The 25,051-nt window shown below is 65.0% G+C and carries 21 protein-coding genes and 1 pseudogene; 6 read left to right on the top strand and 16 right to left on the bottom strand.

The features are described 5' to 3' along the window. Window position 1: 1 nt before the first annotated feature. The 10 genes from ACQVLG_RS03815 to ACQVLG_RS03770 all read right to left on the bottom strand — a co-directional run bounded on the left by ACQVLG_RS03815 (window position 2) and on the right by ACQVLG_RS03770 (window position 11,464). Window positions 2–439 carry a type IV pilin protein gene (locus ACQVLG_RS03815; RefSeq protein ID WP_474292886.1) on the bottom strand — a complete coding sequence of 146 codons (438 nt, stop codon included), beginning with the start codon at window positions 437–439 and terminating at the stop codon, window positions 2–4. Window positions 440–481: 42 nt separating this feature from the next. Further along, entirely contained in the window at window positions 482–2,374 is a 1,893-nt protein-coding gene (locus ACQVLG_RS03810) for a secretin and TonB N-terminal domain-containing protein (RefSeq protein ID WP_230538965.1), read from the bottom strand. Further along, entirely contained in the window at window positions 2,371–2,910 is a 540-nt protein-coding gene (locus ACQVLG_RS03805; RefSeq protein ID WP_474292885.1) for a hypothetical protein, read from the bottom strand. Before ACQVLG_RS03805 ends, ACQVLG_RS03810 begins: the two co-directional genes overlap by 4 nt. Further along, a complete protein-coding gene (pilO, locus tag ACQVLG_RS03800; protein ID WP_474292884.1) occupies window positions 2,907–3,527 on the bottom strand; it encodes a type 4a pilus biogenesis protein PilO in 621 nt (206 codons plus the stop codon). The genes ACQVLG_RS03805 and pilO overlap by 4 nt, the downstream gene beginning before the upstream one ends. Further along, a complete protein-coding gene (locus ACQVLG_RS03795) occupies window positions 3,515–4,069 on the bottom strand; it encodes a hypothetical protein (protein WP_474292883.1) in 555 nt (184 codons plus the stop codon). The genes pilO and ACQVLG_RS03795 overlap by 13 nt, the downstream gene beginning before the upstream one ends. Beyond that, entirely contained in the window at window positions 4,060–4,863 is an 804-nt protein-coding gene (locus ACQVLG_RS03790) for a hypothetical protein (RefSeq protein WP_474292882.1), read from the bottom strand. The genes ACQVLG_RS03795 and ACQVLG_RS03790 overlap by 10 nt, the downstream gene beginning before the upstream one ends. Next, window positions 4,850–6,550, bottom strand: coding sequence for a GspE/PulE family protein (locus ACQVLG_RS03785; RefSeq protein WP_474292881.1), 1,701 nt, complete (start codon window positions 6,548–6,550; stop codon window positions 4,850–4,852). Before ACQVLG_RS03785 ends, ACQVLG_RS03790 begins: the two co-directional genes overlap by 14 nt. A 10-nt stretch (window positions 6,551–6,560) precedes the next feature. After that, window positions 6,561–7,754, bottom strand: a complete 1,194-nt coding sequence (locus ACQVLG_RS03780) for a type II secretion system F family protein (protein WP_474292880.1) — start codon at window positions 7,752–7,754, stop codon at window positions 6,561–6,563. A gap of 255 nt (window positions 7,755–8,009) precedes the next feature. Continuing rightward, window positions 8,010–10,541 (bottom strand): M4 family metallopeptidase, encoded by a 2,532-nt coding sequence (locus ACQVLG_RS03775; RefSeq protein ID WP_474292879.1) that lies wholly within the window; start codon window positions 10,539–10,541, stop codon window positions 8,010–8,012. Between the two features lie 800 nt (window positions 10,542–11,341). Then, entirely contained in the window at window positions 11,342–11,464 is a 123-nt protein-coding gene (locus ACQVLG_RS03770; RefSeq protein WP_474292878.1) for a hypothetical protein, read from the bottom strand. Window positions 11,465–11,477: 13 nt separating this feature from the next. Here ACQVLG_RS03770 and ACQVLG_RS03765 point away from each other — a divergent pair, with 13 nt between their 5' ends. Beyond that, window positions 11,478–11,873, top strand: a complete 396-nt coding sequence (locus ACQVLG_RS03765) for a hypothetical protein (RefSeq protein WP_474292877.1) — start codon at window positions 11,478–11,480, stop codon at window positions 11,871–11,873. A 74-nt stretch (window positions 11,874–11,947) separates the two neighbouring features. Here ACQVLG_RS03765 and argH read toward each other — a convergent pair. Then, window positions 11,948–13,326: pseudogene (gene argH, locus ACQVLG_RS03760) on the bottom strand (argininosuccinate lyase); the annotation flags it as partial. Between the two features lie 265 nt (window positions 13,327–13,591). On the opposite strand from argH, the gene ACQVLG_RS03755 reads away from it, so the two are divergent. After that, window positions 13,592–13,789 (top strand): hypothetical protein, encoded by a 198-nt coding sequence (locus tag ACQVLG_RS03755; RefSeq protein ID WP_077408563.1) that lies wholly within the window; start codon window positions 13,592–13,594, stop codon window positions 13,787–13,789. A 221-nt stretch (window positions 13,790–14,010) separates the two neighbouring features. Here ACQVLG_RS03755 and ACQVLG_RS03750 read toward each other — a convergent pair whose 3' ends face one another. The 3 genes from ACQVLG_RS03750 to ACQVLG_RS03740 are packed head-to-tail and all read right to left on the bottom strand — an operon-like array spanning window position 14,011 to window position 17,236. Next, window positions 14,011–15,558, bottom strand: a complete 1,548-nt coding sequence (locus ACQVLG_RS03750; RefSeq protein WP_474292876.1) for a HEAT repeat domain-containing protein — start codon at window positions 15,556–15,558, stop codon at window positions 14,011–14,013. Further along, entirely contained in the window at window positions 15,558–16,943 is a 1,386-nt protein-coding gene (locus ACQVLG_RS03745; protein ID WP_474295534.1) for an alpha/beta fold hydrolase, read from the bottom strand. Before ACQVLG_RS03745 ends, ACQVLG_RS03750 begins: the two co-directional genes overlap by 1 nt. Continuing rightward, a complete protein-coding gene (locus ACQVLG_RS03740; protein ID WP_474292875.1) occupies window positions 16,880–17,236 on the bottom strand; it encodes an alpha/beta fold hydrolase in 357 nt (118 codons plus the stop codon). Before ACQVLG_RS03740 ends, ACQVLG_RS03745 begins: the two co-directional genes overlap by 64 nt. A gap of 317 nt (window positions 17,237–17,553) precedes the next feature. Here ACQVLG_RS03740 and ACQVLG_RS03735 point away from each other — a divergent pair, with 317 nt between their 5' ends. Together ACQVLG_RS03735 and ACQVLG_RS03730 are read left to right on the top strand one after the other, a co-directional pair. Further along, window positions 17,554–17,757 (top strand): hypothetical protein, encoded by a 204-nt coding sequence (locus ACQVLG_RS03735; protein WP_230538952.1) that lies wholly within the window; start codon window positions 17,554–17,556, stop codon window positions 17,755–17,757. 168 nt (window positions 17,758–17,925) lie between these two features. Further along, entirely contained in the window at window positions 17,926–18,351 is a 426-nt protein-coding gene (locus ACQVLG_RS03730; protein ID WP_230538951.1) for a GNAT family N-acetyltransferase, read from the top strand. Between the two features lie 24 nt (window positions 18,352–18,375). On the opposite strand, the gene ACQVLG_RS03725 is transcribed toward ACQVLG_RS03730, so the two are convergent. After that, window positions 18,376–19,764: a YfcC family protein gene (locus ACQVLG_RS03725; RefSeq protein ID WP_230538950.1), complete on the bottom strand. Its 1,389-nt coding sequence runs from the start codon at window positions 19,762–19,764 to the stop codon at window positions 18,376–18,378. Window positions 19,765–19,782: 18 nt separating this feature from the next. After that, the gene (locus ACQVLG_RS03720) at window positions 19,783–20,919 is read right to left on the bottom strand and encodes a succinylglutamate desuccinylase/aspartoacylase family protein (protein ID WP_474292874.1); all 1,137 of its coding nucleotides are present in this window, start codon (window positions 20,917–20,919) and stop codon (window positions 19,783–19,785) included. Between the two features lie 200 nt (window positions 20,920–21,119). Between ACQVLG_RS03720 and ACQVLG_RS03715 the strand changes: the two genes are divergently transcribed. Next, window positions 21,120–22,124, top strand: coding sequence for a MurR/RpiR family transcriptional regulator (locus ACQVLG_RS03715; protein WP_474292873.1), 1,005 nt, complete (start codon window positions 21,120–21,122; stop codon window positions 22,122–22,124). Between the two features lie 32 nt (window positions 22,125–22,156). Further along, a complete protein-coding gene (locus ACQVLG_RS03710) occupies window positions 22,157–24,916 on the top strand; it encodes a TonB-dependent receptor (RefSeq protein WP_474292872.1) in 2,760 nt (919 codons plus the stop codon). The last annotated feature ends 135 nt before the right edge of the window (window positions 24,917–25,051 follow it).

Genomic DNA, 25,051 nt, shown 5'->3' with positions numbered 1-25,051 from the left:
GTCACCATTGATTGAGCGGCACGCCGTTCAGGCCCGCCTTGGTCGAGCGCGAGGCGACGTCGAATACGTCTTCGCCTTCGCTGGGATTGTCGGGCGGCGAGGCATACGCGCGCTTGCTCCAGCTGTCGGCCGCGCTGCCGGCTTCCCTGGGCTGGAACGGGTCGCGCGGCAGGCGGCGCAAAAAATAGATGTTCTGCTTCGAGGGACTGCGCTGGTCGGGCACGCCCTCGACCAGTTCCTCAAGTTTTTTCGGATAGCCGGAGGCGCCCAGCGACAGCTTGATGCGGCCATTGTCCGAGGCGTGCTTGTAGGCGTCGATCGCTTCGCGCATCTCGATCAGGGCATTGCGCAATTGCTGCTCCTTCGCCCTTTGCAAGGCCACCTGCGCCATCGGCACGGCCACCGTGGCCAGGGTCGCCATGATCGCCAGGGTGATCATCAGTTTCGATGAAGGTAAAGCCCCGCTCTTTCACTGGCCACCTCACTGGCCACCTTTGCCGGACTTGTCGCCTGCCGCGGGCGCCTCGTCGCCGCCCGTCATGGGCGAGCCGGTGCGCGGTGCGGCTTGCTCGGGCGCGGCGATGGCCTCAGGGCTGCCACCGACGCTGGCGCGGCCGCCCACGGACGCCTCGGTGCCGGAATTGAATTCGGCCGTCATCAGGTCCGGGCGGCGGATGCTGCGCAGCAGGCGCGGCGTGATCGACAGCACGATCTCGCTGCGCATGGCATCATCCTTCTGGCTGCCGAACAGGCGGTTCAGCACGGGCAGCTCGCCCACGCCCGGTACCTTGTTGGCCGTGCCCCGGTCCTCGTCGCTGATCAGGCCCGCCAGCACCTGCGTCTCGCCATCCTTCAAACGCAACACGGTCGAGGCGCTGCGCGTGCCGATCTGGTAAGCCTGCGTGCCCGTCTTGCTGATCACCTCCTTGACGACGTTCGACACTTCCAGGTTGATCTTGATGGCCACCTCGTCGTCCAGGTAGACGTTCGGTTCCACGTCGAGTTTCAGGCCCACGTCGATGTAATTGACGCTGTCGGAACTGACGCCGTTGTTCGTCGTGACGGTGATGACGGGCACGCGGTCGCCGATGAGGATCTTCGCCTTTTCCTTGTTGCGCACGCGGATGCGCGGGTTGGCCAGGATATTGCTGTCGCTGTCCGTCTTGTTGGCGTTCAGGGTGACGCCGCCGATGCCCAGGTTGATATTGTCGCCATTGATGCGGTGCAGGTCCGCCACCTTCAGGCCGCCCAGGCCTCCCGTGCTGCCTGCGACGCCGGCCAGGGTCAGGCTGGCCTGGTCGGGCCAGCGCACACCCAGTTCCATCAGGCGCGTGCGTTTCACTTCCAGTACCTCGACTTCCAGCATCACTTCCGGGTCGGCCAGGTCCTGCACGTTGATGATGCGCTCGGCCATGCGCACCATTTCCGGCGTATCGCGCAGCATGATGATACCTAGCCGCTCGTCGGTGACGACGTCCTTGGCCTTGAGCAGGGTTTTGATGGAAAACGCCACCGTCTTGACGTCCGCATTGGCGAGGAAGAAGGTACGCACCACGAGTTGTTGGTAATCCTTTACCTTTTGCGGCGTGTTCGGGTAGATCGTGATCGACTTGTCGCTGGTGACGCTTTGCTCCAGCTGGTTGGCACCCAGCAGCATGGCAATCGCCTCTTCGATGCTGGTGTCGCGCACGGAAATGGTGGCGCGCAGGGCCGGGTCGACCTCCTTGTCGAAGACGAAGTTCAGGCCCGACACCTTGCTGATGAAGTCGAACACGGAGCGCAGGGGCGCGTCGCGAAATTCCAGCGTCACGGGTTTGCGGTAGGCGGCCGCCAGCTTGCCGCCGGCCGGACGGCTTTTGGCCAGCTCGTCGCCGATGCGGCCTTTCAGGGCCAGCGCTTCGCGCTGCGCGGGCCGTTCCTGCAGCACCTGGCGCAAGGCTTCCTGCGCCTGCGCGACATTCGCTTCGCCGCCGCGCTGGTAGCTGGCCTGCGCCTCCTGCACCAGCTTGCGGTGCCGTTCATCCTGCGCCACGCCGGCCAGGCCCCGCTGCGCCACGTCGTTGCTGGCGTCCAGCGCCAGCGCCTGCTGGTACAGCGCTTGCGCTTCGGGCAGCTTGCCCTGCTGGCGCAGCGCCTCGGCGCGGCCATTCAGGTTGTTCAGCGCGCGCATCCTGCCATTGGTGACAGCTATGCGGTACTTGGCGTTGGTCGGTTCGGCCTGCGCCGCCTGTTCCAGCAGGGCCAGGCCCTGTTCCGTGCGGCCGGCGCCCAGCATGGCCTGGCCGTCGGTATAGGCCTGGTTGCCGGCGCAGGCGGCCAGCAGGGACAGCATCGGCAGCAGGGTGATGCCGGTACGTGGTGTGCGTCGTTTCAATTGAGGTCCCCTACGGCGAGTGTCTGTTTCAGGTTGAGCGGCAGATAGGTAAATTGCAGGGCGCCTTGCACCACGCCGTCGAAGCGGTAGCGCTCTTCGAGCGTATCGCCGGGGCGCGCCACCACGTTGCGTTCGCCCGCCTGCAGAAAATAGGCGGCCTTGCCTTCGTCGACAAAGCGGCCGAGGAACTGGAAGGGCAAAGGCGGCGGCGCGTTTGCATCGACGGCGGCGACAGTGCGCGTGGCCTGCGCCGCCTGCTGGTCGAGCATGATCTTTTTCGGCGTCTCCGGCTGCCAGCTTTGCTTGGCGAACAGGGTGGCCGCTTCCTCGTCGTCGAGCCCCCGGCGCGGTTCGATGGCCAGCGCGCGATTGGCTGGCGCAGCGGCAGCGGTCGCGACGAGGGGCGCGACCGCCACCCGTTCCACCTGGCGCGGCGTGGCCGTGGCCGGCCCCACGATGCTGCCTTCGTCCTCCGGGGAGAAGAGGGCGGCCAGCAGGGTGGCCACGGCAGCCGTCCCCAGTACGGCTTTTTTCATCGGCGCGCCTCCGGCTTCTTGACCAGCAGGATGAACTGGATGCGCGCGTCGATCTCGCCCGCCTCGATCTGCTCGCGCTTGAACAGCACGGAGTCGAGGGTCAGGGTGGGCAGTGCCTGCAGGGCGTCGACAATAAAGGTTTGCAGCTGCGCGTATTCGGCTTTTACCGGCAGGGTGATCTGGTAGCGCAAAAAGGCCGTGTTACCGTCTTCCTGCGGCTTGTAGTCGGCCTTGGCCAGGGTGACGCCGCTCTGTTGCGCCACTTCCAGCAAGGTTTTCAGCTGCTCGGGAATGCTGTCGTGCGCGGGCAGGTAGGCATGAAAGGCGGCCAGGCTGTCCGCGTCGGCGTCGAGCGTGACGGGCGCCGGCGGCAGCGCCGCCTGTTTCGCCATCACGGCCAGCTGCGCGCGCAATGGCTGCTGGCGTTCGGCCAGCGCCTCGCCCTGCTGCACGGCGATGGCGGCCAGCGCCAGGCCTGCCGCGCCGATGGCGCTGGGCCAGCCCAGCATGCGCCACAGACGCTGCGCTTCCCACGCCATGCGCGGCGGCATATGCAACTGGCGGCGTGCGCGGGCCACGGGCGCGCCTGCTTTCAGTACGGGTTTTATTGCCGCCATTGCGCCTCCAGCTGAAAACGGTAAGGGTGTGCGGGCGCGTTCGCATTCGCGTTACTGTTCATCTCGTGCTTGAGCAGATACACGGAACTGAACATGGGCTGCTGGTTCAGGAAGGCCAGGTAATTGAGCATGTCCTGCGGGGTTTCCGCCTCGGCGGCGATTTTCAGGACGCTGGCGCCATCCTGTCCCTGCTGCGCGTTCAGGTCCAGCCCCAGGAGGGCCACGCGCACGTCGCGCGGCGCCTGCACCGTCCTGACCAGACGCGTGACGGGCAGGTTGAGCTGGCGCACGGCGGCGGCCACCTGTTTCAGTTCGAGGTCGCGCTCGCGCTGCTGGTTCGCCGAGAGGGGCGCACGCACGGGACGCACCGGCTGCAGCTGCGCCAGCTGCGCTTCCAGGCGTCGCGTTTCCTGCGCCTGCACCAGCCAGTACACGGCGGCCGGCAGCAACAGCAAGCCGCCCCCCAGGCACAGGGCCAGGCGCCATCCCTTGAACGTCTGCGCGGCGCCGGGCGGCAGGAATTCCAGGCGGCTCAGGCCCATGCGGCCTCCCGCATCAGGTGGGCGGCGCTGGCCACGGCAACGGGCTGGAAGCGCGCCGGCAGCGCATCCTGCGGTTCGCCGCTCAAGTCGAGCAGCGCCACTTGCTCGATCGCGTCCAGCTGCGGCGCGCGCAAGTTCCAGCGCCGCCACGCCCGATCCAGTTCGTCGCCCCAGGCCGCGGCGCAGGACTGGCTGTGCAGGGCCGTGATGCGTCCGCCGCCCGTCGTTGCCAGCAGCAGCCGTCCCGCTTCCACCAGGGCGAAGGCGGCAGGTTTGCTACCGGCAGGTTTGCCGCCGGCGATGCTGCGCCAGGCCGCTCCGGCGATCGGTTCGATGGACAGGCAGCGCCGGCCATGCGCGGCGGCCGCGTCCTGCACGCCTTGCAGCAGGGCCGCATCGATGCCGCAGGCCAGGCGCGGCTTGCCATAAGGAGCGTCATCGGCAGCCAGGCGCCAGGCGCGCGCGCTGTCGCCATACACGGCGCCGAACTGGCTGTGCAGGAAGCGCTGGGCGCTGCTCCGGTCGAGCAGGGCGCCGCTCCACGGCACCATCAGCATGGCGCACCAGCGGCTGGCCAGGCTGACGGCCAGCGGCAGTTTTTTGCCGCCATCGTGTTCGAGCCAGCCGCGCAGGGCGGCTAGCGCCACTTCCCAGCTGGCGTCGGGATTCGCAATGGTCAGGTGGAAGGCGGTGTCGGGCAAGGGACGGCCGGCGCGGCGCAGCACGCCGTGCAGCCCGTGCGGGGCCAGGTGCAGGCACACGGTGGCGCGGGTAAGGCGTTCAATAAGTGACACGATTGAGCTCCGCTAAAGTGGTTTCGCCGCGCCGCACCAGGTCGAGGCCCGCTTCGCGCGCCAGGCGAAAACCGTTGCGCGCCGCCTCTTCCTTCATCTGGCTCAGGGGCGCGCGCGTGCAGATCATTTCGCGCATCGTATCGCTGAGCATCAAGACCTCGGCGACGGCCTTGCGGCCCTTGTAGCCGGTGCCGCGGCAGTGGCCGCAGCCCTTGCCGGCCATGAATTGCCAGTCCTGCACCTGATGCAGGGCCAGCCCGCTGTCGCGCAGCTGCTGCGCGTCGGCCAGCACCTCGGCGCTGGCGTCGACGGCGCAATGGGCGCAATTGAGGCGCAGCAGGCGCTGCGCCACGATGCCGTTCAGGGCCGCCGCGAAGCTGTAGGCATCGACGCCCATGTGCAGGAAGCGGCCCACCACATCAAAGACGTTGTTCGCGTGCACGGTGGTAAATACCAGGTGGCCCGTGAGCGCAGCCTGCACGGCGATCTGCGCCGTTTCATCGTCGCGGATCTCGCCGATCATGATCTTGTCGGGATCGTGGCGCAGGATGGAGCGCAGGCCGCGCGCGAACGTCAGCCCCTTCTTTTCGTTGACGGGAATTTGCAGCACGCGCGGCAGCCGGTATTCGACGGGGTCTTCGATGGTGACGATCTTGTCGCGCCCCGTGTTGATTTCCGTGATGGCCGCGTACAGGGTGGTGGTCTTGCCCGAGCCGGTAGGGCCTGTCACCAGCAGCATGCCGTGCGGCTTGGCGGCCAGGCGGCGGATCTGTTCGATGGCATCCTCGTTCAGGCCCAGGCTTTCCAGGCGCAGCGCCTGCGCCGCCTCCGTCAGCGCGCGCCGGTCGAGCAGGCGCAGCACGGCGTCCTCGCCAAAGATATTGGGCATGATGGAAACGCGAAAGTCGATCTCTGCCCCTTTGACGCGCACCTTGAAGCGGCCGTCCTGCGGGATGCGCCGCTCGGCGATGTCCAGGTCGGCCATGACCTTGATGCGCGAGATGATCTGTTCGGCCATCTGCAGCCCCTGCACCTGGCCCGCCTGCACCAGCACGCCGTCGACGCGGTATTTGATGATGACCAGGCTGGCCACGTCGCATTCGAGGTGGATGTCGCTGGCCTGGAATTTCAGGGCATCGTAGATGGTGGAGTTCACCAGTTTCACGACGGGGCTGCTGTCTTCGCTGATGCGGATGAGCGAGATGTCTTCGATGCTCTGGTCGAGGCCCGGCACATCATCCCCGTGCTGCATTTCCTGCATCGCCTGCTGCACGCTTTCCTGCTGCTGCAGGTAGGCGGCCAGGTCGTCCGGGTGCGCCAGCGCCACCGTGAAGGGCGTGGACAGGGCGAAGTCGGCCCATTGCAGCAGGTCCTCGCTGAAGGGATTGCCGATGACGAGCACGGGCGGCGCGCCAGGCGCATCCGGCTGCAGCAGCACGCAGTCGCGCTGGGCGCAATCGGTGTAGGGCAGCAGGGCAAAGGCGGGCAGGGCGGCCTGCAGTTCGGCCATCGTCCAGGCCGGGTAACGGAACAGGGCGGCCAGCTGGCGCAAAAAGACTTCGGGCGGCAGCGCCGCCGTTTCCTGCAGCACGGCCATCTGCGGGCGGCCCTGTTCCAGCGCGCTGGCATGGGCCTGGCGCAGCATGGCCGCATCGAGCACGGTTCGCTCTTCGTCGCGCGCGTTCATGACATGACCTTCAAGATAAGCTCCCTGCCAGTTCAAAGATCGGCATGTACATCAGCACCACCACGCCGCCGATCACGACGCCGATGATGGTCATCAGCAGTGGCTCGAGCAGGCGCGACGCCCAGTCCACCCAGCGGGCGAATTCCTCGTCGTGGAACTTGGCCGAGCGTTCAAGCATGTCGCCCAGGCGACCCGTGTTTTCTCCCACCTTCAGCAGCGATTGCGCCACCGGCGTGGCCATGCCGGCCTGTTCCAGCGCGGTGGAAAACGGCATGCCTTCCTGCACCGCGCGGCGCGCCTGCGCCAGTTGCTCCTGCTGCGCCGGCAGCAGCATGGGGCCGACCATGGCCAGCGCCTTGTGCAGCGGGATGCCCGCGTGCAGCAGCAGGCTCAGGGCCCGATAGAAGCGGGCCAGGCGAAATTCGGCCGCCTTGTCCGCCAGCACGGGCAGGCGCAGCAGGCGCAGCACCAGGGTCATGCGCATGGTGCGGTTGGCAATGCCGAAGACCACGGCGCCGGCGGCGGCGGCCAGTGCGCCGGCGCACAGCAGCGGATGCGCGGCCAGGGTCTGGCCAAAACCGAGCAGCATCTGCGACATCCAGGGAATCTCGCGGCCTGAACTTTCGTAGACGACGCTGAACTTCGGCACCACGTAGCCAAGCAAAAACAGGGTCACCAGGCCGCCGACGACGAGCAGCATGCACGGGTAGATGGCGGCGGAAATGAGTTTTTTGCGGATGGCGTCGAACTGCAGCTGGTAGGCGACAAAGCGCGCCAGCGCCTCGGGCAGGTTGCCCGAGCGTTCGGCTGCGTGCACGGTGGCGATGTAAATGTCGGGGAAGATGTCGGGGAAACCGGCCAGGGTGTCGGAAAAGCTTAGCCCTTGCTGCAGGGTGAGCACGATGGCGGCCAGGGTCGCCTTGGCGCCGGGGCGCGTTTCCTTGTTGTGCAGGGTGGCCATGGCTTCGCCCAGGTTCAGGCCCGCTTCGAGCAGGGCCAGCAGCTCCTGGCTGAATTGCAGCAGGGGCAGGCCCTGTTTGCCGGGGCGCAGCGCGACGCTGGTGTCCGGCGCGGCGCCGTCGTCGACGGCCAGCACGCGCCAGCCGCCGCGCACGGCCGCGCGGATCGCCTCGGCCTCGCTGGCGGCGTCGATGGCCAGCGCCTGGTTGCCCGCCGGGCCCTGCACCTGGAGGTGGAACTGCATGTCCGGCTCAGCCGAGCATGATGGCAGGCGTAAAAATGGACAGGCTGGAATGGGGGAAAGCGCGTGCGGACAAGGTCGAAGTAGGCATCGGTCAGGAACCATCCAAAAAAAGTTCAATTCGTCGCGGGTAACGGCAGCAGGCAAGATGCAATCACTGCCTCAGGGTAGACTGGAATTGCCAGAAAATCAATCGTGTCGTGCGGTGGATGCGGGCGACTGGCGGCAAACCGGCCTGCCGCCCGCATGTTCAGCCGATTACTGGGTAACCAGGCTGACCTTGTCGATCACGAACGAGGTTTGCAGCGATGCGTCCTCGGTGGCGGCGAACGAGATCTGCACGGTCTGGCCCTTGTAGGCGATCAGGTCGAAGGTGCGGATCTGGTAGCCGGCCGCCTTGTTCACGTTCGAATACGTGGCCAGGGTGCCCAGCACCGTTCCGGCGCTGTTCTTCACGGTGACGACCAGCTTGTCGTACACGGTATTGCCCGTTTCAGCCGTGTCGATATGCAGCGCGAAGCTCAAGCTGGCGGACGTGGCGGTGGCCGGAATGGCCACGCTTTGCGTCAGCGATTCGCTGGCCGTGACGCCATTGCCGCCCAGCCAGGCGTACTGCGTGCCTTCGTATGCGGCTTGCCCCGTAAACGTGCCGATGGCGCCCGTGGTGCCGCTCCAGCCCGTGGCGCCGGCCTCGAAGCCGCCGTTCGTCACGCGTTCGGTGGCGCTGCTGGTGCCCACCGTCAGCGTGGCGTTGTTCGACGTGGCCGTCACGGCGGGCGATGAGGAATCCGTCACCGTGGCCTTGAAGACGGCGCCGCTGTCGGCCGCCACGGCCGTGAAGCTGTAGGCGGGCGAGGTGGCGCCGCTGATCACGGCGCCGTTGCGGTACCACTTGTAGGTGTACGGCGCCGTGCCGCCGCCCGCGCCCACGGCGAACGAGGCGGTGGCGCCTGGTGCGACGGTGATGCTGGCCGGCTGGCTGGTGATGGTCACCGCGCCGCCCGTCGTCGATTCATCGACGTCGGTACCCACGTTGATGGCCGCATACGCGCGCTTGACGGCGATCGATTCCGCGCTGCCCACGCCATACAGTTCCTCGGCTGCCTGCAGCACCTTGTTGCGCGCATCGGCATAGTTGGTCGACGAGGTGAACTTGGTGGTGGCGGCCTTGAACCAGATGCGGTAAGCCTTGTCGCTGCCGATACCGGTCATGGCCAGCGGGCTCTTGTTCAGGTAGGAGCTGTAGTAGTCGCTGCTGGACGTGGAATTCGAGCCTTGCGACAGGAAGTAGAACATGCGGTTGTTCGGACCGCTGCTGTAGTGGACGTCGAGGTTCTTGATGGTGCTGCTCCACGCATTCGGGCTGCTGCCATCCTTGCTCGGCTTGTACAGCCAGCGCAGCGGCTGGCCATTCTTGGCGATCTCCTTGCCCGTCATCCAATCGTTGCCCGTATTGGGAATCGTGCTGCCCGTGCCGCCGGCGCGCGCATACGCTTCCACCATCTCGCCGGCGATGTCCGAGCTCGATTCGTTCAAGCCGCCCGACTCCTGCGAGTAGATCAGGCCCGAGGTGGCGTCCGTGATGCCGTGGCCCATCTCATGGCCGATCACGTCGATGGAGCCGAGGTTGTTGAACGCGCTGCCGCCGTCGCCGATGTACATGCATTTGCAGTTGCCGTCGTAGTAGGCGTTGTCGTAGGCCGTGTTGACGTGGGCGGCGATGTGGGTGGCCGTGTTGTTGCCGTCCAGGCTGGACCAGCCGAGCACATTCTTGTGCGTGTCGTAGGTGTTCATCAGGCCCCACATCGCATTGACGGCCGCCGTCTGGCCGTTGGCGTTGGTGGTGCTGCCGCCGTTGATGTATTGCTGGCCGTCGCCCCAGGTATTGCTGGTGCTGCTGTACACGCTGCCCGAGGTGGTGCCATGGTTGGCATTCGTGATGGCCATGCCGCCGAAGCTGCCGCCCGTACCGCGGCTCGGGTCTTTCATGGTGTAGGTGCTGCCGGTCAGCGTGGTGTTGAGCGGCACCTGGCCGTTGTACTGGCTGTTGCCAATGCCGGCGACGGTTTTCAGGGCTTTCCACTGGCGCAGGATGCGGCCATCCCTGGCGCTGACGACGGTGTCGTAGTAGACCGGCTTGCTGCCGCTGATCATGCGCGTCTGCACCAGGTAGGCCAGCTCATAGTGGTCGACTACATCCTGCACGTCGAGGGCGTTGAGCGCCGCTTCCGACTTGTTCTCGGCGCCGGCCACGCGCACGGTTTTCATGACGGGGTAGATCAGCAGCTGCGCATGCGGCGGCACATGGTCGACGGCCGGCACACCGATGCTTTTCACGGCGGCGGCGATGGCGGCGGCGGCGCTGACGGCCGGCGTGGTGTCGATATCGGTGGTGGCGCTGCGGGTGACGGCATTGACGCCGCCGCTACCGAGGCCGGACGCGCGGTCCGAGACGGATTCGCTGACGATGTCGCCGGCGCTGTTGCTGACCACTACCGTCTCGGAACCGAAGACGGGCAAGCCCTTGTAGGTGTGCTGTACGCGGCTCACGCGGGTGCCGCTGACGCCCGGATGCTGGGCGCCGACGGCAAAGCCATGCTCGGTATTCAGACCGCGGCTGCGCGCTTGCGCGGCCAGTTTGTTGACCAGGCTGGCGGTCTCTTGTGGAGAAGCCAGGGCGACCGGCGCGGCCATCAGGGTCTGTGGCAGCGGCGTGGCGGCGTCGGCCGTGGTGGCCATCAGCGGCAGGGCGGCGATGGATGCGGCAACTATCGTCAAACGTAAATTCATTTCTGCTCCATGGTATCGGTTAAGGAAATGGTGAATGAGCTGGCCGCGATGCCTGATGGCCACCCCGGCGTGCCTGGCGGCGGGCGGATAGCCTGCCGTTTTGTGGTGGCATGACGCCGGGTAGGGGGACACTAAACTTGTCGAGATCGCCATGTCAAAAAATTCAAGAAATGGGTCACTACGCGAATTTTTGTTAAGAATTGAACATTTTTCGGCAATACATCATATGAAAGTTTGATGTATCGCAAGCTGCAACTTTTGTTTTGGACTACTTCGCCTAATGGTGTGTTCTGTTGGAAAAACACTGTTGCCTTTTCTAAATGTTGCGATCTACACTAGGTCTTCGCGGTGTCCCCAGAGGACCAGGCGAAGACAAAAAAAGCGCACGCGGCAATGACCGCGTCCACTACAGCGCATCGGGAAAAAATCGGGAGTTTCACATGACGTCAGTTCTGTTTTCTGCTGCAGGTTTCAGCCATTTCCCCTCTGGAGCGGCCTTCATGCTGCATCCGCCTTCCTAGCCGCCGCCAGCCGGCTGTTCCCCCCCGCAAGGGGGCTTTTCCGCGAGTCCGACCGCGCCGCCCGGCGCGGCCGCTGGCGCAGTGCATCCTTTTTTCAGGAAGGGTTGCCGGCTCCTGGTGCGTGCACCGGAATCACCGGCCCGACGAACTATGCTTTCGATAGCGACCAAAGTGGAACAGATCGTGATGGAATCGGCCTTTCTCAGCGAGGGATTGGGCCGCGGCTTGCTGAACCTGTCGGAACTGGCGCGCCAGCTGCAGCCGCAATTGCAGAGCGACTTATGGAAACCGGTGGGGCAGGCTGCCGTGGTAATGGCGCTGCGCCGCCTGGCCGAACGGATGCCGCAGCAGAAAGGCGGCGAGATCGTGCTGGCGCACGCACCGCGCGGGCGAGCTGTCCACGCGCAGCGAACTGATGATTTTTACCTACCGTTATTCCGACCAGACGTATGCCTGCCAGCGCCAGTTGCTGGCGCTGGCAGCGCCCCAGCGGGGCACGTTCATCACCGTTACGCGCGGCGTCAACGAGGTGATGGTGATCTGCAGCCGTTCGCTGCACGCGCTGGTGGAAGAGGTGTTCGGCGAAGAGCAGGAACTGGCGCGCCAGGAACGGGTGACGGCCGTGACTTTGCACCTGGCCGCCGAAACCTGCTATACGCCGGGCGTGTATCACGCCATTCTCAAGCGCCTGGCCTGGGAGCGCATCAATCTGATCAACATCATCTGCACATATACGGAGCTGACCTTGCTGCTGGAAGCGTCGCAGACGGGCGCCGCCTTTTCCGTACTGTCGAAAATCGTCGCGCAATGAAAAACGCCCCGCTGCATCGCTGCAGCGGGGCGTCCGGAGGCGCAAGCGCGGTTTATTTTTCCAGCTGCGTGCGCACGCACGCGGGCGATCGCTTCGCGTACCTGGCGCGGCGCGGTGCCGCCCACGTGGTCGCGCGCGGCGACGGAGCCTTCCAGCGTCAGCACCTCGAATACGTCTTCGCCGGTCAGCGGCGAAAACGCGCGCAGCTGATCCAAAGACAGGTCGGCCAGGTCGCAGCCGGCGTCGACGCAGGCGCGCACGGCCAGGGCCACCGCTTCATGGGCGTCGCGGAATGGCAAGCCTTTCTTGACCAGGTAGTCGGCCAGGTCGGTCGCCGTGGCATAACCCTGCAGGGCGGCTGCGCGCATCGCTTCCGGTTTTACCGTGATGCCGCCGGCCATGTCGGCGAAGATGCGCAGGGTGTCGATGACGGTGTCGACGGTGTCGAACAGCGGTTCCTTGTCTTCCTGGTTGTCCTTGTTGTAGGCCAGCGGCTGGCCTTTCATCAGGGTCAAGAGGCCAATCAGGTGGCCGTAGACGCGGCCCGTCTTGCCACGCGCCAGTTCCGGTACGTCCGGGTTTTTCTTTTGCGGCATGATTGACGAGCCGGTGCAGAAGCGGTCGGCGATATCGATGAAGCCGATGCGTGGGCTCATCCAGATCACCAGTTCTTCGGCCATGCGCGACACGTGCATCATCAGCACGGCGGAGGCGGCGCAAAATTCGATGGCGAAATCGCGGTCCGATACGGCGTCGAGCGAGTTGTGGCACACGTCGTCAAAGCCCAGCGTCTTGGCCACGCGCAGGCGGTCGATGGGGAAGGTGGTGCCGGCCAGGGCGGCGGCGCCCAGCGGCAGGCGGTTGACGCGCTTGCGGCAGTCGGCCATGCGCTCGGCGTCGCGGCCGAACATTTCGACATACGCCAGCATGTGGTGGCCGAAGGTGATCGGCTGGGCCACCTGCATGTGGGTAAAGCCCGGCATGATGGTGTCGGCATGCTGTTCGGCCAGGTCCGTCAGCGCGCTGCGGAAGGTCGCCAGCAGGGCGGTGATGTCGTCGATGGCGGAGCGCACGTACAGGGGATGTCGGTCGCCACCTGGTCGTTGCGCGAACGGCCCGTGTGCAGGCGCTTGCCCGCATCGCCGACCAGTTCGGTCAGGCGTTTTTCGATATTCAGGTGGACATCTTCCAGGTCCAGCAGCCATTCGAACTGGCCGGCGGCGATTTCCTGCGAGATTTGCGCCATGCCGCGCTGGATTTCCGCGTAGTCGGCCGGGCTGATGATGGCTTGCGCATGCAGCATTTCCGCATGGGCCAGCGAGCCTTCGATGTCGAACAGCGCCAGGCGCTTGTCAAAAAATACAGAAGCTGTGTAGCGCTTGACGAGGTCCGAGACCGGTTCGGAAAACCGGGCCGACCAGGCTTCGCCCTTTTTGGAGAATTGATCAGTCATGAAAGAAGTCCTTTAGTGTAGGGCGATTATAAACAAGGTTGGCCAGCGGTAGGGCTTTTAGGGGCTTGCAGGGCGCTGAAATGGCCGGGAATGGGGCTGGCAAGCCTCAAATGCCACGTTGATGGCCTGTTGCGCGTTTCATCCGGGCTGTTTGTATTCTGTCCCGCGAATCGTGCGTTTGGTCGCAATCCGATGGCAGTTCAGGGGGGATCGGCCTACAGTTCAATCATCGCAGCACACAACCAGCCACTCAAAGGACATCATCATGAACATCGCCAAAAACATGGAAGCCATCTTCGTCGCCATCATCGCCATCGCCGCCGCGACCAGCCTGGCCACCGCCGCCGTGCCGAAGTTCCGCGCCGCGCCAGCCCCCATCGCCGCCAGTGCCGAGCAAGTCACCATGCATACCGTGTACGTCAGCGCCAAGCGCCTGAGCGCCGAAGAAAAAGCCGCCCTGTAAGCGCGGCCATGCCATGCGGGCAGTAGCAGTAACTCGCAGTATCCCATCACGGGCCATTCGAACGGGCGGTACCCCCGGTTCGCTCCAGCCCCGGTGACAGCAGCAATCTGCAACACAGCGTAGCAACGGGCGGAACGCACGCTTCCAGCCAAGCCCCCTATTTTTATCAGTCAGCCCTCATCAGCCATCGGCATCGCGTCGGCGGCAGTGGACAGCCACGCCTAGCGCATTTCGCCCAGCGCCCAGCGCACTTCGCTGGCCACGTCGGGAACGGGATCGTTCAAGCGGCTTTGCAGCATGGGCATGGCGGCGCCGGCTTGCAAGTCGCCCAGCGCATGGGCCACGCGGCGGCGCACCAGAGCGTCCTTGTCGCCCAGCATGGCGATCATGGGAGCGAGCCAGCGCCGCTCGTCCATGTCGCCCAGCGCGGCGGCAGCTTCGGCGCGCACCGCGGCGTCGTGATCGGCCAGCAGCGCCGCCACGGCGGGCGCCGTTTCCGCAAAACGCATCTCGCCCAGTGCCCAGACGGCAAGCTGGCGTACGACAGGCTGCGGGTCGCGCAAGGCCAGCAGCAGTGCCGGTATGGCGGCGCGCTGGCGGAACGATTCTGTCTCGGCCGCATGGCGCAGGGTGTAGTCCCTGGCACGCATCGCGCTGGATAACTGGGTGAAATTCGGGTTGCCGAGCGCATGCAGCAAGGCGACCGGATCTTGCTGCTGGCCGTTCGGGGCCGGCAACAGGCTGTCCGGCCACAGCACCTGTTCCCCTTGCAGCGTGATACTGCCGATCACGCACACCAGCGCCACGCTTGCCAGCATGCCGCTCCACCATTGACGCAGCGTGACGCGCCCGCGCGGGCGATGGGCTTCCAGCAGCGCCGCGATGCGTGTGCCCAGCATGGCGCCGCGGCTGGCAATGCGATTGGCCATGCCCGCTGCCGGCTGGTCTGCCTGTTCTGCGCCGAAGGCCTGGCGCGAGACCATGAGCAGGGTGTGGGCGTAGCGCGATGGCGTGGCGCCGGCAGCCAATACCGCGTCATCTGCGGCGCATTCCGTATCGTGTTCGAGCATGCGCAGCAGCGGATACATCAGAGGGTGCCACCAGTACAGGGCGAGCAGCATGCGCGCCAGCAGCAGCATGGGCCAGTCGTGGGCGCGGATGTGCGCCAGTTCGTGGGCCAGCACGGCATCGGCTTCCGCATTGCCGACGCTATGCCGGTCCAGCACGATGACGGGATGGCGCCAGCTCCAGCTGTATGGCGATGTGGCCGGCTCGGAGACCAGCAGACGCACGGAACGGCGCAGCCCCAGCGACAGGCGCAGCCTTTGCAGGGCCATGCTCCATGCCGGTGCTTCGAGCACCTGCGCGGCGGTGGTAGCCTGGCGCAAGCGCACCAGGTTCAGCGCCAGGCGCAGCAGGTGGCAGAGCACTCCTACGGCATATACGGCTAGCAGCCAGCGGCCCAGCCATGCGGCACGGGCCGGGGCGGCCAGGGCGGCATCGATGTCGGGCAGCGCAGCCGTCGTCACGCTGGCGGGGATGCGCAGCGGAGGGTCGAGCAGGGCCGACATGGCCAGCGGCATGCGCATGGACAGCTGCGGCAGCCATAGCCAGAACAAGGGCATCAGCAGCAGCGCCACCAGGCCGCAGCGCGTGGCAAACACGCGGCGCGAGGCCGACGCGCGGTGCAGCAGGCGCAGCATGCAGAGCAACAGCATCACCGTCACGCTATGCTTCAGGAGAAGCTGCGCGAGATCGGTTCCCGCCATCAGCGGCCTTCCTGGCGCGCCTTCGCGATCATCGCTTCGAGATCATCGAGCTCCTGCGCACTCAGCTCACCGGACATGCCGAGCAAGGCCGTCGCGGCGCTGGCCTTGGAGTTATTGAAAAAGGTGCCGACCAGTTTTTTCAGTGCCGACTCGCGCACCTGTGCCTGCGGCGCCACGGCGCTGTACAAATAGCGCTGACCGTCGACGCGATGCTGCAGCACGCCCTTCGTTTCCAGGCGTGCCAGCATGGCGCGTACCGCCGAATTGCTCAAGTCCGGCCCCAGTTCTTCCTGGATCTGCGTCGCCGTCGCTTCCTGCAGCCGGTACACGCATTCGACGACCTGGCGCTCGCGCGGTGCCAGGTCTTCCAGTCCGCGCATCTCGGCGGGGACAGTGGCCAAGGGTTTCTTTTTCATGGTGATTTCAATGCTTGCTCTGCTTGTGAAAGATGCTGGCGGTAGCCGGCCATGGCCTGTTCGCGTGCGCCGTTGGCCTGTCCCAGCGCAAGCGCCCGCGCGAAACTGGCGCTGCGCCTCCGCGGGGCGGGCACCTGCCAGCAAGGCTTCGCCGTAGCTGTCCGCGGCATTGTCGGACTGCGCATAGGCCCGGACATTGTACGCCAGCACCAGCGTGGCGAGCGCCGTCTGCTTCGCCTTGGTCAGCAGGTCGAAACCCAATGCATTGATCTTCGCTTCGCTCAATGCGCTGTCCCGCAGTGCCGCCGCGGTGTGATCCATGGCTGCGTCATTCTGCTGCTTGCCCAGCATGGCGGTGCTGTGCTCCAGCTCACCCATCAGCTTTTTTTTGGCCTGCGCCTTGGCCGCGCGCGCGGCACCCTGCGTGGCCAGGGTCATGACCTGGCCGATGGCGGCAATGACCAGGTCCGGTTCCTGCATCTGGATGCCATGGCCACTGTTCGGCGTGAAGACGTGCGCGCAGCTTGAAAACTGGCTGAGGAAGGCAGCGTGCCGCTCGCGCTTGATCTTGATGACGGCCGGCGTCTCCTGGAAGAAGTCCGAGCCGGCACGCGCCTGCACGGACGTGAGCAGCACCGCAGGCACGTCGGGCAGCGCCGGCATCGCCGGCAGCTGGCCCGCATCGAGGAGCGCCTGGATCGTTTGCAGCTCGCCCTGCCACTTGGCCGGAATGCTGGCAGCGAGCATGCGCTGGTCCTGCCGCAGGCGCGCCGGATCGATGTGTTTGAGTATGCTTTCCAGTCCTTCATCGGCGGGGTCGACCAAGACCAGGCCCGCGACCCGCTGCGGATGCGTGGCCGCGAAGTAGCGGATCAGGAAGCCGCCATAGGAATGGCCCACCAGGATCAGCGGGCCCTCCACCTTGCGCTGGCGCAGCACGTCGGCCAGCTCGGCGACGCTTTGCTCCAGGCCGAGCGGCTGTGCTGTGGGCGTGCCGGCGACTTGCCGTAGCCGGCGCGGGAATAGACCAGTACTGCCGCATTTTTCGCCACCTCCGGCGCCACTTTGCGCCATACCGACAGGTCGCTGGCGAAGCCCGCCTCGAAGACGACGGTATACGAGCCTGCGCCAGCCTGCGCCACGTGCAGCGGGTGTCCGCCGACGCTGACCATGCCGTCAAAATCGGCGGCAACCGCCGGCGTTGTCAAGACGGCGGCAGACAGCAGGCCGGCCAATGTCCACTTCCATGCGAATGAGAGCATCGTATTCCTTGGTGATTGGATAAGCTACAAATGTAGCATGCCACATTTGTAGCATGCCTGCAAGAAATACATTCAAGGGCATGTCCGCCGCAAGGAATGGCGATCAGTCTCTTGTGCAATGACGATGGCCCGTCGTTGCCGGAGCCGGAACAAGGTGCTGCGCGGGGCCAGCCTGGCTTTCTGCCTTTCATCGGGCCGCTCGGTATTCTGTCCCTGTGTTTTTTGGGCTGTTTGTCGCAATCCGGTGGCGATCGCGGAGCAATGCGCCTACAGTTCCATCATCGCAGCACACAACCAGCCACCCAAAGGACACCATCATGAACATCGCTAAAAACATGGAAGCCATCTTCGTTGCCATCATCGCCATCGCCGCCGCGACCAGCCTGGCCACCGCCGCCGTGCCGAAGTTCCGCGCCGCGCCGGCCCCCATCGCCGCCAGCGCCGATCACGCCACCATGCACACCGTGTATGTGAGCGCCAGGCGTTTGAGCGCCGAAGAAAAAGCCGCCCTCGCCCTGTAAGCGCGGCGATGGCATGCAGGCAGTATCGGTAACAGTATTGGCAGCACCTTATGGCATCCCATCATGGGCAATCGGAACGGGCGGCGCCCCCGGTTCTATGCATCCCTGGTGACAGCCGCGGCAAAAAGGCCGATGATCGTGTTTTTCAACGATAGCAGGGCTTGCGCGATGTCGCATCTGATAATCAGCACCGACAAGGCGGAACTCGACGTTCCAGCCATCCACCATTTTCTCGGCACGCAATCGACATGGGCCATCGGCATCCCGCTGGCCACGGTACAGCGCGCGATCGACCATTCGCTCTGCTTTGGCGGCATGCTGGACGGCCGCCAGGTGGCGTTCGCCCGCGTGGTCACCGACTACGCCACGTTTGCCTATCTGGTCGACGTGTATGTGCTGGAAGAATACCGCGGCCGTGGCTACAGCAAGCGCCTGATGGAGGCCGTGATGGCGCATCCCGGCTTGCAGGGCTTGCGCCGATTCATGCTGGCCACCAGCACGGCGCATGATCTATATGCACGCTACGGCTTTACGGCGCCGCTCAGGCCCGAGACGCTGATGGAGCGGTATGTGCCCGATATCTACCAGCGTTGATTTCCTGAGCCGCCAGGCTGGCGCTCACTGCCAGTGCATCAGGCAGGGCGGAATCAAGAGCAGCAGCGCCAGCACCAGGTAGATCAGCTGCAGCGGGATCATCCATTTGGCCCAGGTAATCCACGGCACGCGCGCCAGCGCCAGCACGCCGACGGTGATGCCGGAGGTGGGGATCATCGGCGTGGTGAATTCGCCGAACTGGAAGGCCAGGATGGCCGTCTGGCGCGTCACGCCCACCAGGTCGGCCAGCGGCGCCATGATGGGCATGGTCAGCGCCGCCTGGCCGCTGCCCGAATGGATGAAGAAGTTGATCACCGACTGCATGAAGAACATCTTTTGCGCGGCGAAGACGGGGCTCGACGAGGCCACCAGGGGCGTCAATGCATGCAGCATGGTGTCGATGATCTGCGCGTCGCGCGCCAGGATCATGGTGCCGCGCGCCAGCGCGATGACGAGCGCCACGCTGACCATGTCGCGCGCGCCCTGCACGAACGACGCCACCAGGCTGTCCATGTCGAGCCGGCCGACCAGGCCGACGATGATGGCCATCACCAGGAATAGGGCGGCGATTTCATCGATGAACCAGTCGTACTTGACGACGCCGACGACCATCGTCAGCAGGGTCGCCATGAAAATCCACAGTACCGCGCGGTGCGTGCGCGTCATGCCGGCAAAGCTGTTCAGGTCCAATGTGTGCTCGCTGCGCTTTTCGATGTCGAGCAGGTAGGTCGGGCTTTTTTCCGGATGGCGCTTGATGCGCGCCGCGTACCACATCAAGAACACGATGCTGACGGCAGTGGCGATGGCCCACACGATCAGGCGGTAGCCGATGCCGGAAAAGATCGGCACGCCGGCGATGCCCTGCGCGATGCCGACGTTGAACGGATTTAAAAAGGCGGCGGAAAAGCCCACCTGCGAGCCGATGAAGGGAATCGACACGCCGGTGATGGTGTCGTAGCCCAGGGCCAGGGCCAGCGGCACGAAGATCAGGATGAAGGGAATCGCTTCCTCGTTCATGCCGAAAGTGGCGCCGCCCAGCGAAAACATGGTGAAGAAGACGGGGATGATGGCGGCGCGCACGAAGCGCGAACTGGTGTGCGCCTTGGCGATGGCCTTGATCAGCGAGTCGAAGGCTTCTGTTTTTTGCAGCACGGCGAAGGCGCCGCCGACGATCAGCACGAAGCCGATGATCAGGCTGGCGTCGACGAATCCCTTGATGGGCGCCATCATCAGCGCGGCCAGCCCCTGCGGCTTGTTGGCTACGTAATGAAACGTGCCGGGGATGATCAGCTGCTTGCCGTTGACCAGCTGGGTGTCGAATTTCCCGCCCGGCACCAGCCAGGTCGCCAGGGCGATCATGGCCAGGATGGCGCACAGCAGGACGAAGGTATTGGGGAGCTTGAATTTTCGCATGGCGCTTTTTTGTGACATTTATTGGCTCAGCAGGCTGCCGCCGCGGAAGGCGACGGCCCCGGCGACCTTGCCGACGTTCATGCCGCGCAGGACGTGGCGATGGGCGCTGCGCGCAAAAAAGACGCCGGCGACGGTGCAGCGCAAGGTCGTCGTCTCGCCGCTGACGGGGTCGATCAAGTCGGCCACCGCGTCGCCGGCGGCCAGCACGTCGCCCATTTCGCGCAGGTAGACCAGTACGCCGTGATGCGGCGCGAGGATGGGTTCCACGCCGGCCAGCGGCGTGGGCTGGCATTGCGGCGCGGGCAGGTCGTCGCCGGCGCCGGCGATCTCCAGCACGCCCTCGATGGCGAGAAAGCGCAGCAGGGCGGCGGCGTCGCGCTCGGCCAAGGCGTAGCTCACCTCCACTTCGCCGCGCAGTTCGACGGTGGTCGACAGGCAGGCGGCGGGAATCGGATAGCGGCCGCCGAAGTGCGCGTCCAGATCCCACCACAAGCGGCTGCAGGCTTCGTCGAACGGCTCTTCGCCGGCGGCCAGTTCCAGCAGCACGGCGCGTGCGCCCAATAGCGCGGACAGGGGCGCGATCTGCGCCGCCAGCGGCGTGCCCGTATAAATGTGCAGGGCCGCTTCGTTATCGCAATGCAGGTCGAGTACGATATCGGCATCGATGGCCATGCCCAGCAGGGTTTTCTTCAGCGTCTCCGCATCCGTGCCTGGGCGCCAGGCGGCGACGGCGGCGCGCGCATGCGCGCGTATCAGCGCCACGTTGGCTTGCGCATCCTGCCCCAGCTGGCCATCGAGCGTGGTTTTCAATTCATCGGCCACATGGCGGTAGGCGCGGTTGAAGTTGATGCCGGTGGTCAGGTCGAAGCGGCCGAACGGCGCGCCATGGATAGCTTGCGCCAGGCCGATCGGGTTGGCGGCCGGCACCAGGATGATTTCGCCATGCACCTTGCCCGCCGCTTCCAGCGCCAGCAGTTCGCGGCGCAGAAATTGCGACACCAGCATGCCCGGCACCTCGTCCGCGTGCAGCGCCGCCTGGATATACACCTTCTTGCCGCTGCGGCTGGTGGCGGCCGCAGTGCCGAAGTGGAAGCTGCTCAATTGGCATGACATGCTGGCGTGCGCGGTGGAGATGGAATGCTGTTGTACTTGCATGGTGGGCGCCCCGAAAAGGTGCATGGTTGATGGATTCCGGTCGATTATGTAGCAATATTTTCACGAAGTAAATCAATGAAAATCCTTTTACAAATATTTGTTGAGTTTTCTTTTTGATATGCGTACAGTAAGTTCCAGCGACCCGTTTTCGCCTCCTTGTCCGTCATTCGCCACACACTAGAACACAGGCCGCCAGCGATATGAGCGCATCCGCCAGTCCTGCCAGAAGCAGCACCCCCACGCCACCTGCCAACACGCTGGCGTCGCCCGACGCCGCGTTCGCGCAATCGCCGCTGGGGCAGGCGCTGATGCACGTGCTGGCCGGCGGCTCGGCTTCGCAGCGGCAGATCGCCGACTATTTGCTGCGCAACCAGATGCGCGTGACGGCGCTGGGCATCGAGGAACTGGCCGACAGCTGCCAGGTGTCGACGGCCACCATCAGCCGCTTCGCGCGCGATATCGGCCAGAAGAATTATTCGGCCATGCGCGGCGCCATGGCCGAAACCCTGCAATCGCTGTTGCAGCCGGTCGACGACAAACTGCGCCGCACGATACAGCGGCGCGCGCGCGCCACCTCGCCCATCACGGAAAGCCTGGAATATGCGGCCGCGAACATCGCCGCCACGTCCGATGCCCTGTCGCCGCCCGCCATGCAGGCCGTGGTGCGCCGCCTGACGCGCGCCAAGGTGGTATATGTGATGGGTTTTGGCCTGTCGGCCAACCTGGCGGGCATGCTGGTGCAGCATCTGCAGCCGTTCTGCCCGCATGTGGTGGAAGTGGTGGGCATCGGCGGTTCGGAAGTGGCAGCCGGACATCTGGTCAACCTGACGGCGCACGACGTGCTGGTGGTGATCTCGTTCCCCCGCTACACGCTCGACTGCATCGGCCTGGCCGGCTTCGCGCGCGACCGCGGCGCCTGCATCGTGGCGCTCACCGACTCTCCCGCGTCCCCCCTGGCCGAACTGGCCGACCACGCGCTGTATGCGCAAAGCACGCATCCCGTCCTGCCCAGCAGCGCCAGCACGGCGCTGGCCATGATCGAGGCGCTGGCCGTGGCGCTGATGGTATCGAACAGGAAGAACGTAGAAAAAGCGGCCCGCTTGAGCGAAGTCATCGCCGCCTATCTGTATGGCGGCGAACATGGCGTGCAGGGCCCGCGGAAAACAGCTTCAAGGCAACGCAAGGCAGTCCCAAAATCATTATAAAAATCAGGCATCAACATCCGGGGAGAGTGACCATGCAGATGAAAAGACGGGACGGTGGCTTCTTGCCACGCGAGTCGGTATTGGCGCAAGGCGTGCGGCTGGCGCTGGGCGCGCTGAGCGTGTCGGCGGCGCTGGGCATGCTGGCCGGCGGCGCGCAGGCGCAGGAACAGGGGCCGGACGTGGAGCCGGCGTCAAAAAAAATGCAGCGCGTGGAGATCACGGGGTCGGCCATCAAGCGCCTGGAATCGGAAACGGCGCTGCCGGTGCAGGTCATCACCCGTGCCGACATCGAAAAGGCGGGCGTGACGACGGCGGCCGAGCTGATGGCGCGCGTCTCGGCCAATGTGGGCGGCCTGACCGATGGCGTCAGCATCAACGTGGGCGGCGACCAGCGCGGCTTCAACAGCGCCAACCTGCGCGGTGTGGGCACCTCGTCCACGCTGGTGCTGCTCAATGGCCGGCGCATGGCCAACTTCGCCTCGCCCGGCGACGATGCGGGCGTGGACCTGAATAACATTCCCGCCGCCGCCCTGCAGCGCGTGGAAGTGCTGCTCGACGGCGCCTCGGCCCTGTACGGCACGGATGCCATCGGCGGCGTCATCAATTTTATTACGCGCAAGGATTACCAGGGCGTGGAGCTGAACGCCTACGGCAGCGGCACGCAGGAAGGCGGCGCCGGCAAGCGCACGGCCAGCATCACGGCCGGAACGGGCGACCTGGCCACGGATGGCTACAATATCTTTGCCGTGGTCGACCTGCAAAAAACCGACCGTCTGAGCACTTCGCAGCGCAAGTTCATTCCGCACCTGCATGTGCCGGAACGCCTCGGCCATTTGCTGTCCAGTTACGCCAGTCCGGCAAATATCCGCCTCTCCAGCGACCAGCGCGACTACCTGCAGGAACAGGGCTTCCTGCTCAATGGCCAGCCGATCACGAATCGCCTGATTAATCTGTCGATTCCAGGCTGCAGCGGACCGGCCAATGTGTACCTGCCGGCAGGCACGGGCGGCGTCGATGCGTGTACCTATAACTACATGGGCGACACCGAGCTGTATCCGAAAACGGACAAGCAGAACCTGCTCACGCGCGGCGTCCTCAAATTGAACAACGATCACCAGTTGTATGCGGAGGTGGCGTTGAGCCGTTCGCGCAGCTATTACGTGGGATCGACAGCGCGGCCGGATGGCGAAATCGACGCCAGCATGGTGCCGCAGCTGAACGCCGCCGGGTTGACTGGCACGCTGGCCCTGCGCATCCGCCTGAACGAAGCGGGCATGCGCACCAGCGAATTGACCAGCGAAAGCCAGCGTTACGTGGTGGGCGCCACCGGCACCGTGGGCGGCTGGGATTACGACGTGGGCTTGAATCACAGTGTCAATGTGGTCAGGGACAAGGACACGCACGGCTACCTGCTGGCCGACCAGCTACAAAAGGGCATCACGGATGGCACCATCAATCCCTTCGGCCCCTCCAGCGCGGCGGGTAAGGCGCTGCTCGAGAGCATCCAGGTCAACGACGAAGTGCGGCACGCGCGCGGCGTCATGGATGCGCTCGATTTCAAGGTGTCGCGTCCCTTGATGTCCATGGGCGGCGGCGACATGGCGTTGGCGGTGGGCGGCGAAGTGCGGCGCGAGCGCACGGATTTCCGGCCATCCGCATTGCTAATGAGCGGTAATATCACCAACGATGACGCGCCCGAAGGAGGCGTGGCCACCAGCGACAGCCGCAATGTGCAGGCCATCTATAGTGAATTGCTATTGCCGTTCAGCAAGCAATGGCAGGCGCAGCTGTCCGGCCGCTATGACCATTACCAGCAAGTGGGTGGCGCCCTCAGTCCGAAGGTAGGCCTGACCTACATGCCCAGCAAGGAGGTGCTGCTGCGCGCCTCGGCCGGCAAGGGTTTCCGCGCGCCGTCGATGTCGGACCTGCATCGGCCCACCGTCTATAGCCAGACGGCGACCCTGCCCGATCCCGTGTACTGCGCGAGCGAGAACAACGACTACTCCGTCTGCGCCGACAACTGGCGTACGCGCCGCTACAGCAATGACAAGCTGAAACCGGAGCGCAGCCGCCAGTTCACGGCCGGCGTGGTGCTCGAACCCAGCCAGCACTGGACCTTCAGTGCCGACTACTGGAACATCCGGCGCACGAACCTGATCAGCGAAATCGGCGACGACATCATCCTGTCCAACCTGTCCAAGTACGGCGACCTGGTGCACCGCGACGAAGACAATGAAATCCGCTACATCGAACTGCGCAAGGAGAACCGCGGCGCGCAAAAAGCTTCGGGCATCGATATCACGGCCGACCTGCACGGCGTGAAAACGGCATGGGGGCGCTTTGGCGGCCACCTGAGCGGCACCTATGTGCGCGGCTCAAAAATCCAGACCAGCCCCGGCGACGTCTTCATCAGCAATCTGAACAAGTTTGTCACGGACGGCGTGGTGCAGCGCTGGCGCCATACGATCACCCTGGACTGGGACAGCGGTCCGTATTCGGCCAGCCTGTCGAACACGTATTCGAGCGGCTACGATGACCAGAACTCGGCCATCAACACGGACGATGGCAGCGTGGTCAAGCCGAACCGGGTGAAGGCCTACACGCTGTGGGACATGTCGGGCGCGTATGCGGTCAGCCAGCAGTTCAAGCTGCGCGCCGGCATACAGAATCTGTTCAATACCAGTCCGCCGTACTCAAACCAGGCCTACTATTTCCTCTCCGGCTATGACCCGACCTACGCGGACCCGCGCGGCCGGCGCTTTTATGCCAGCGCCAATTACAGCTTCAAGTAAGCAGTTTTACATAGAAGCGTGGAGATAGCGCAACAACGCTGTCATATGCGGCAAGTAGTATCGTAGTTCGAGGCAATTGGGTTACAAGCAGCAGTTTTGGCAGCAAGGGTGCGCGCCTGTGTCAGCAAGCGCGCG

The organism is Janthinobacterium sp. TPC_1, assembly GCF_056037845.1.
The sequence above is the reverse complement of the archived record's forward strand: the minus strand, read 5'-3'. Positions and strand labels throughout refer to the sequence as shown.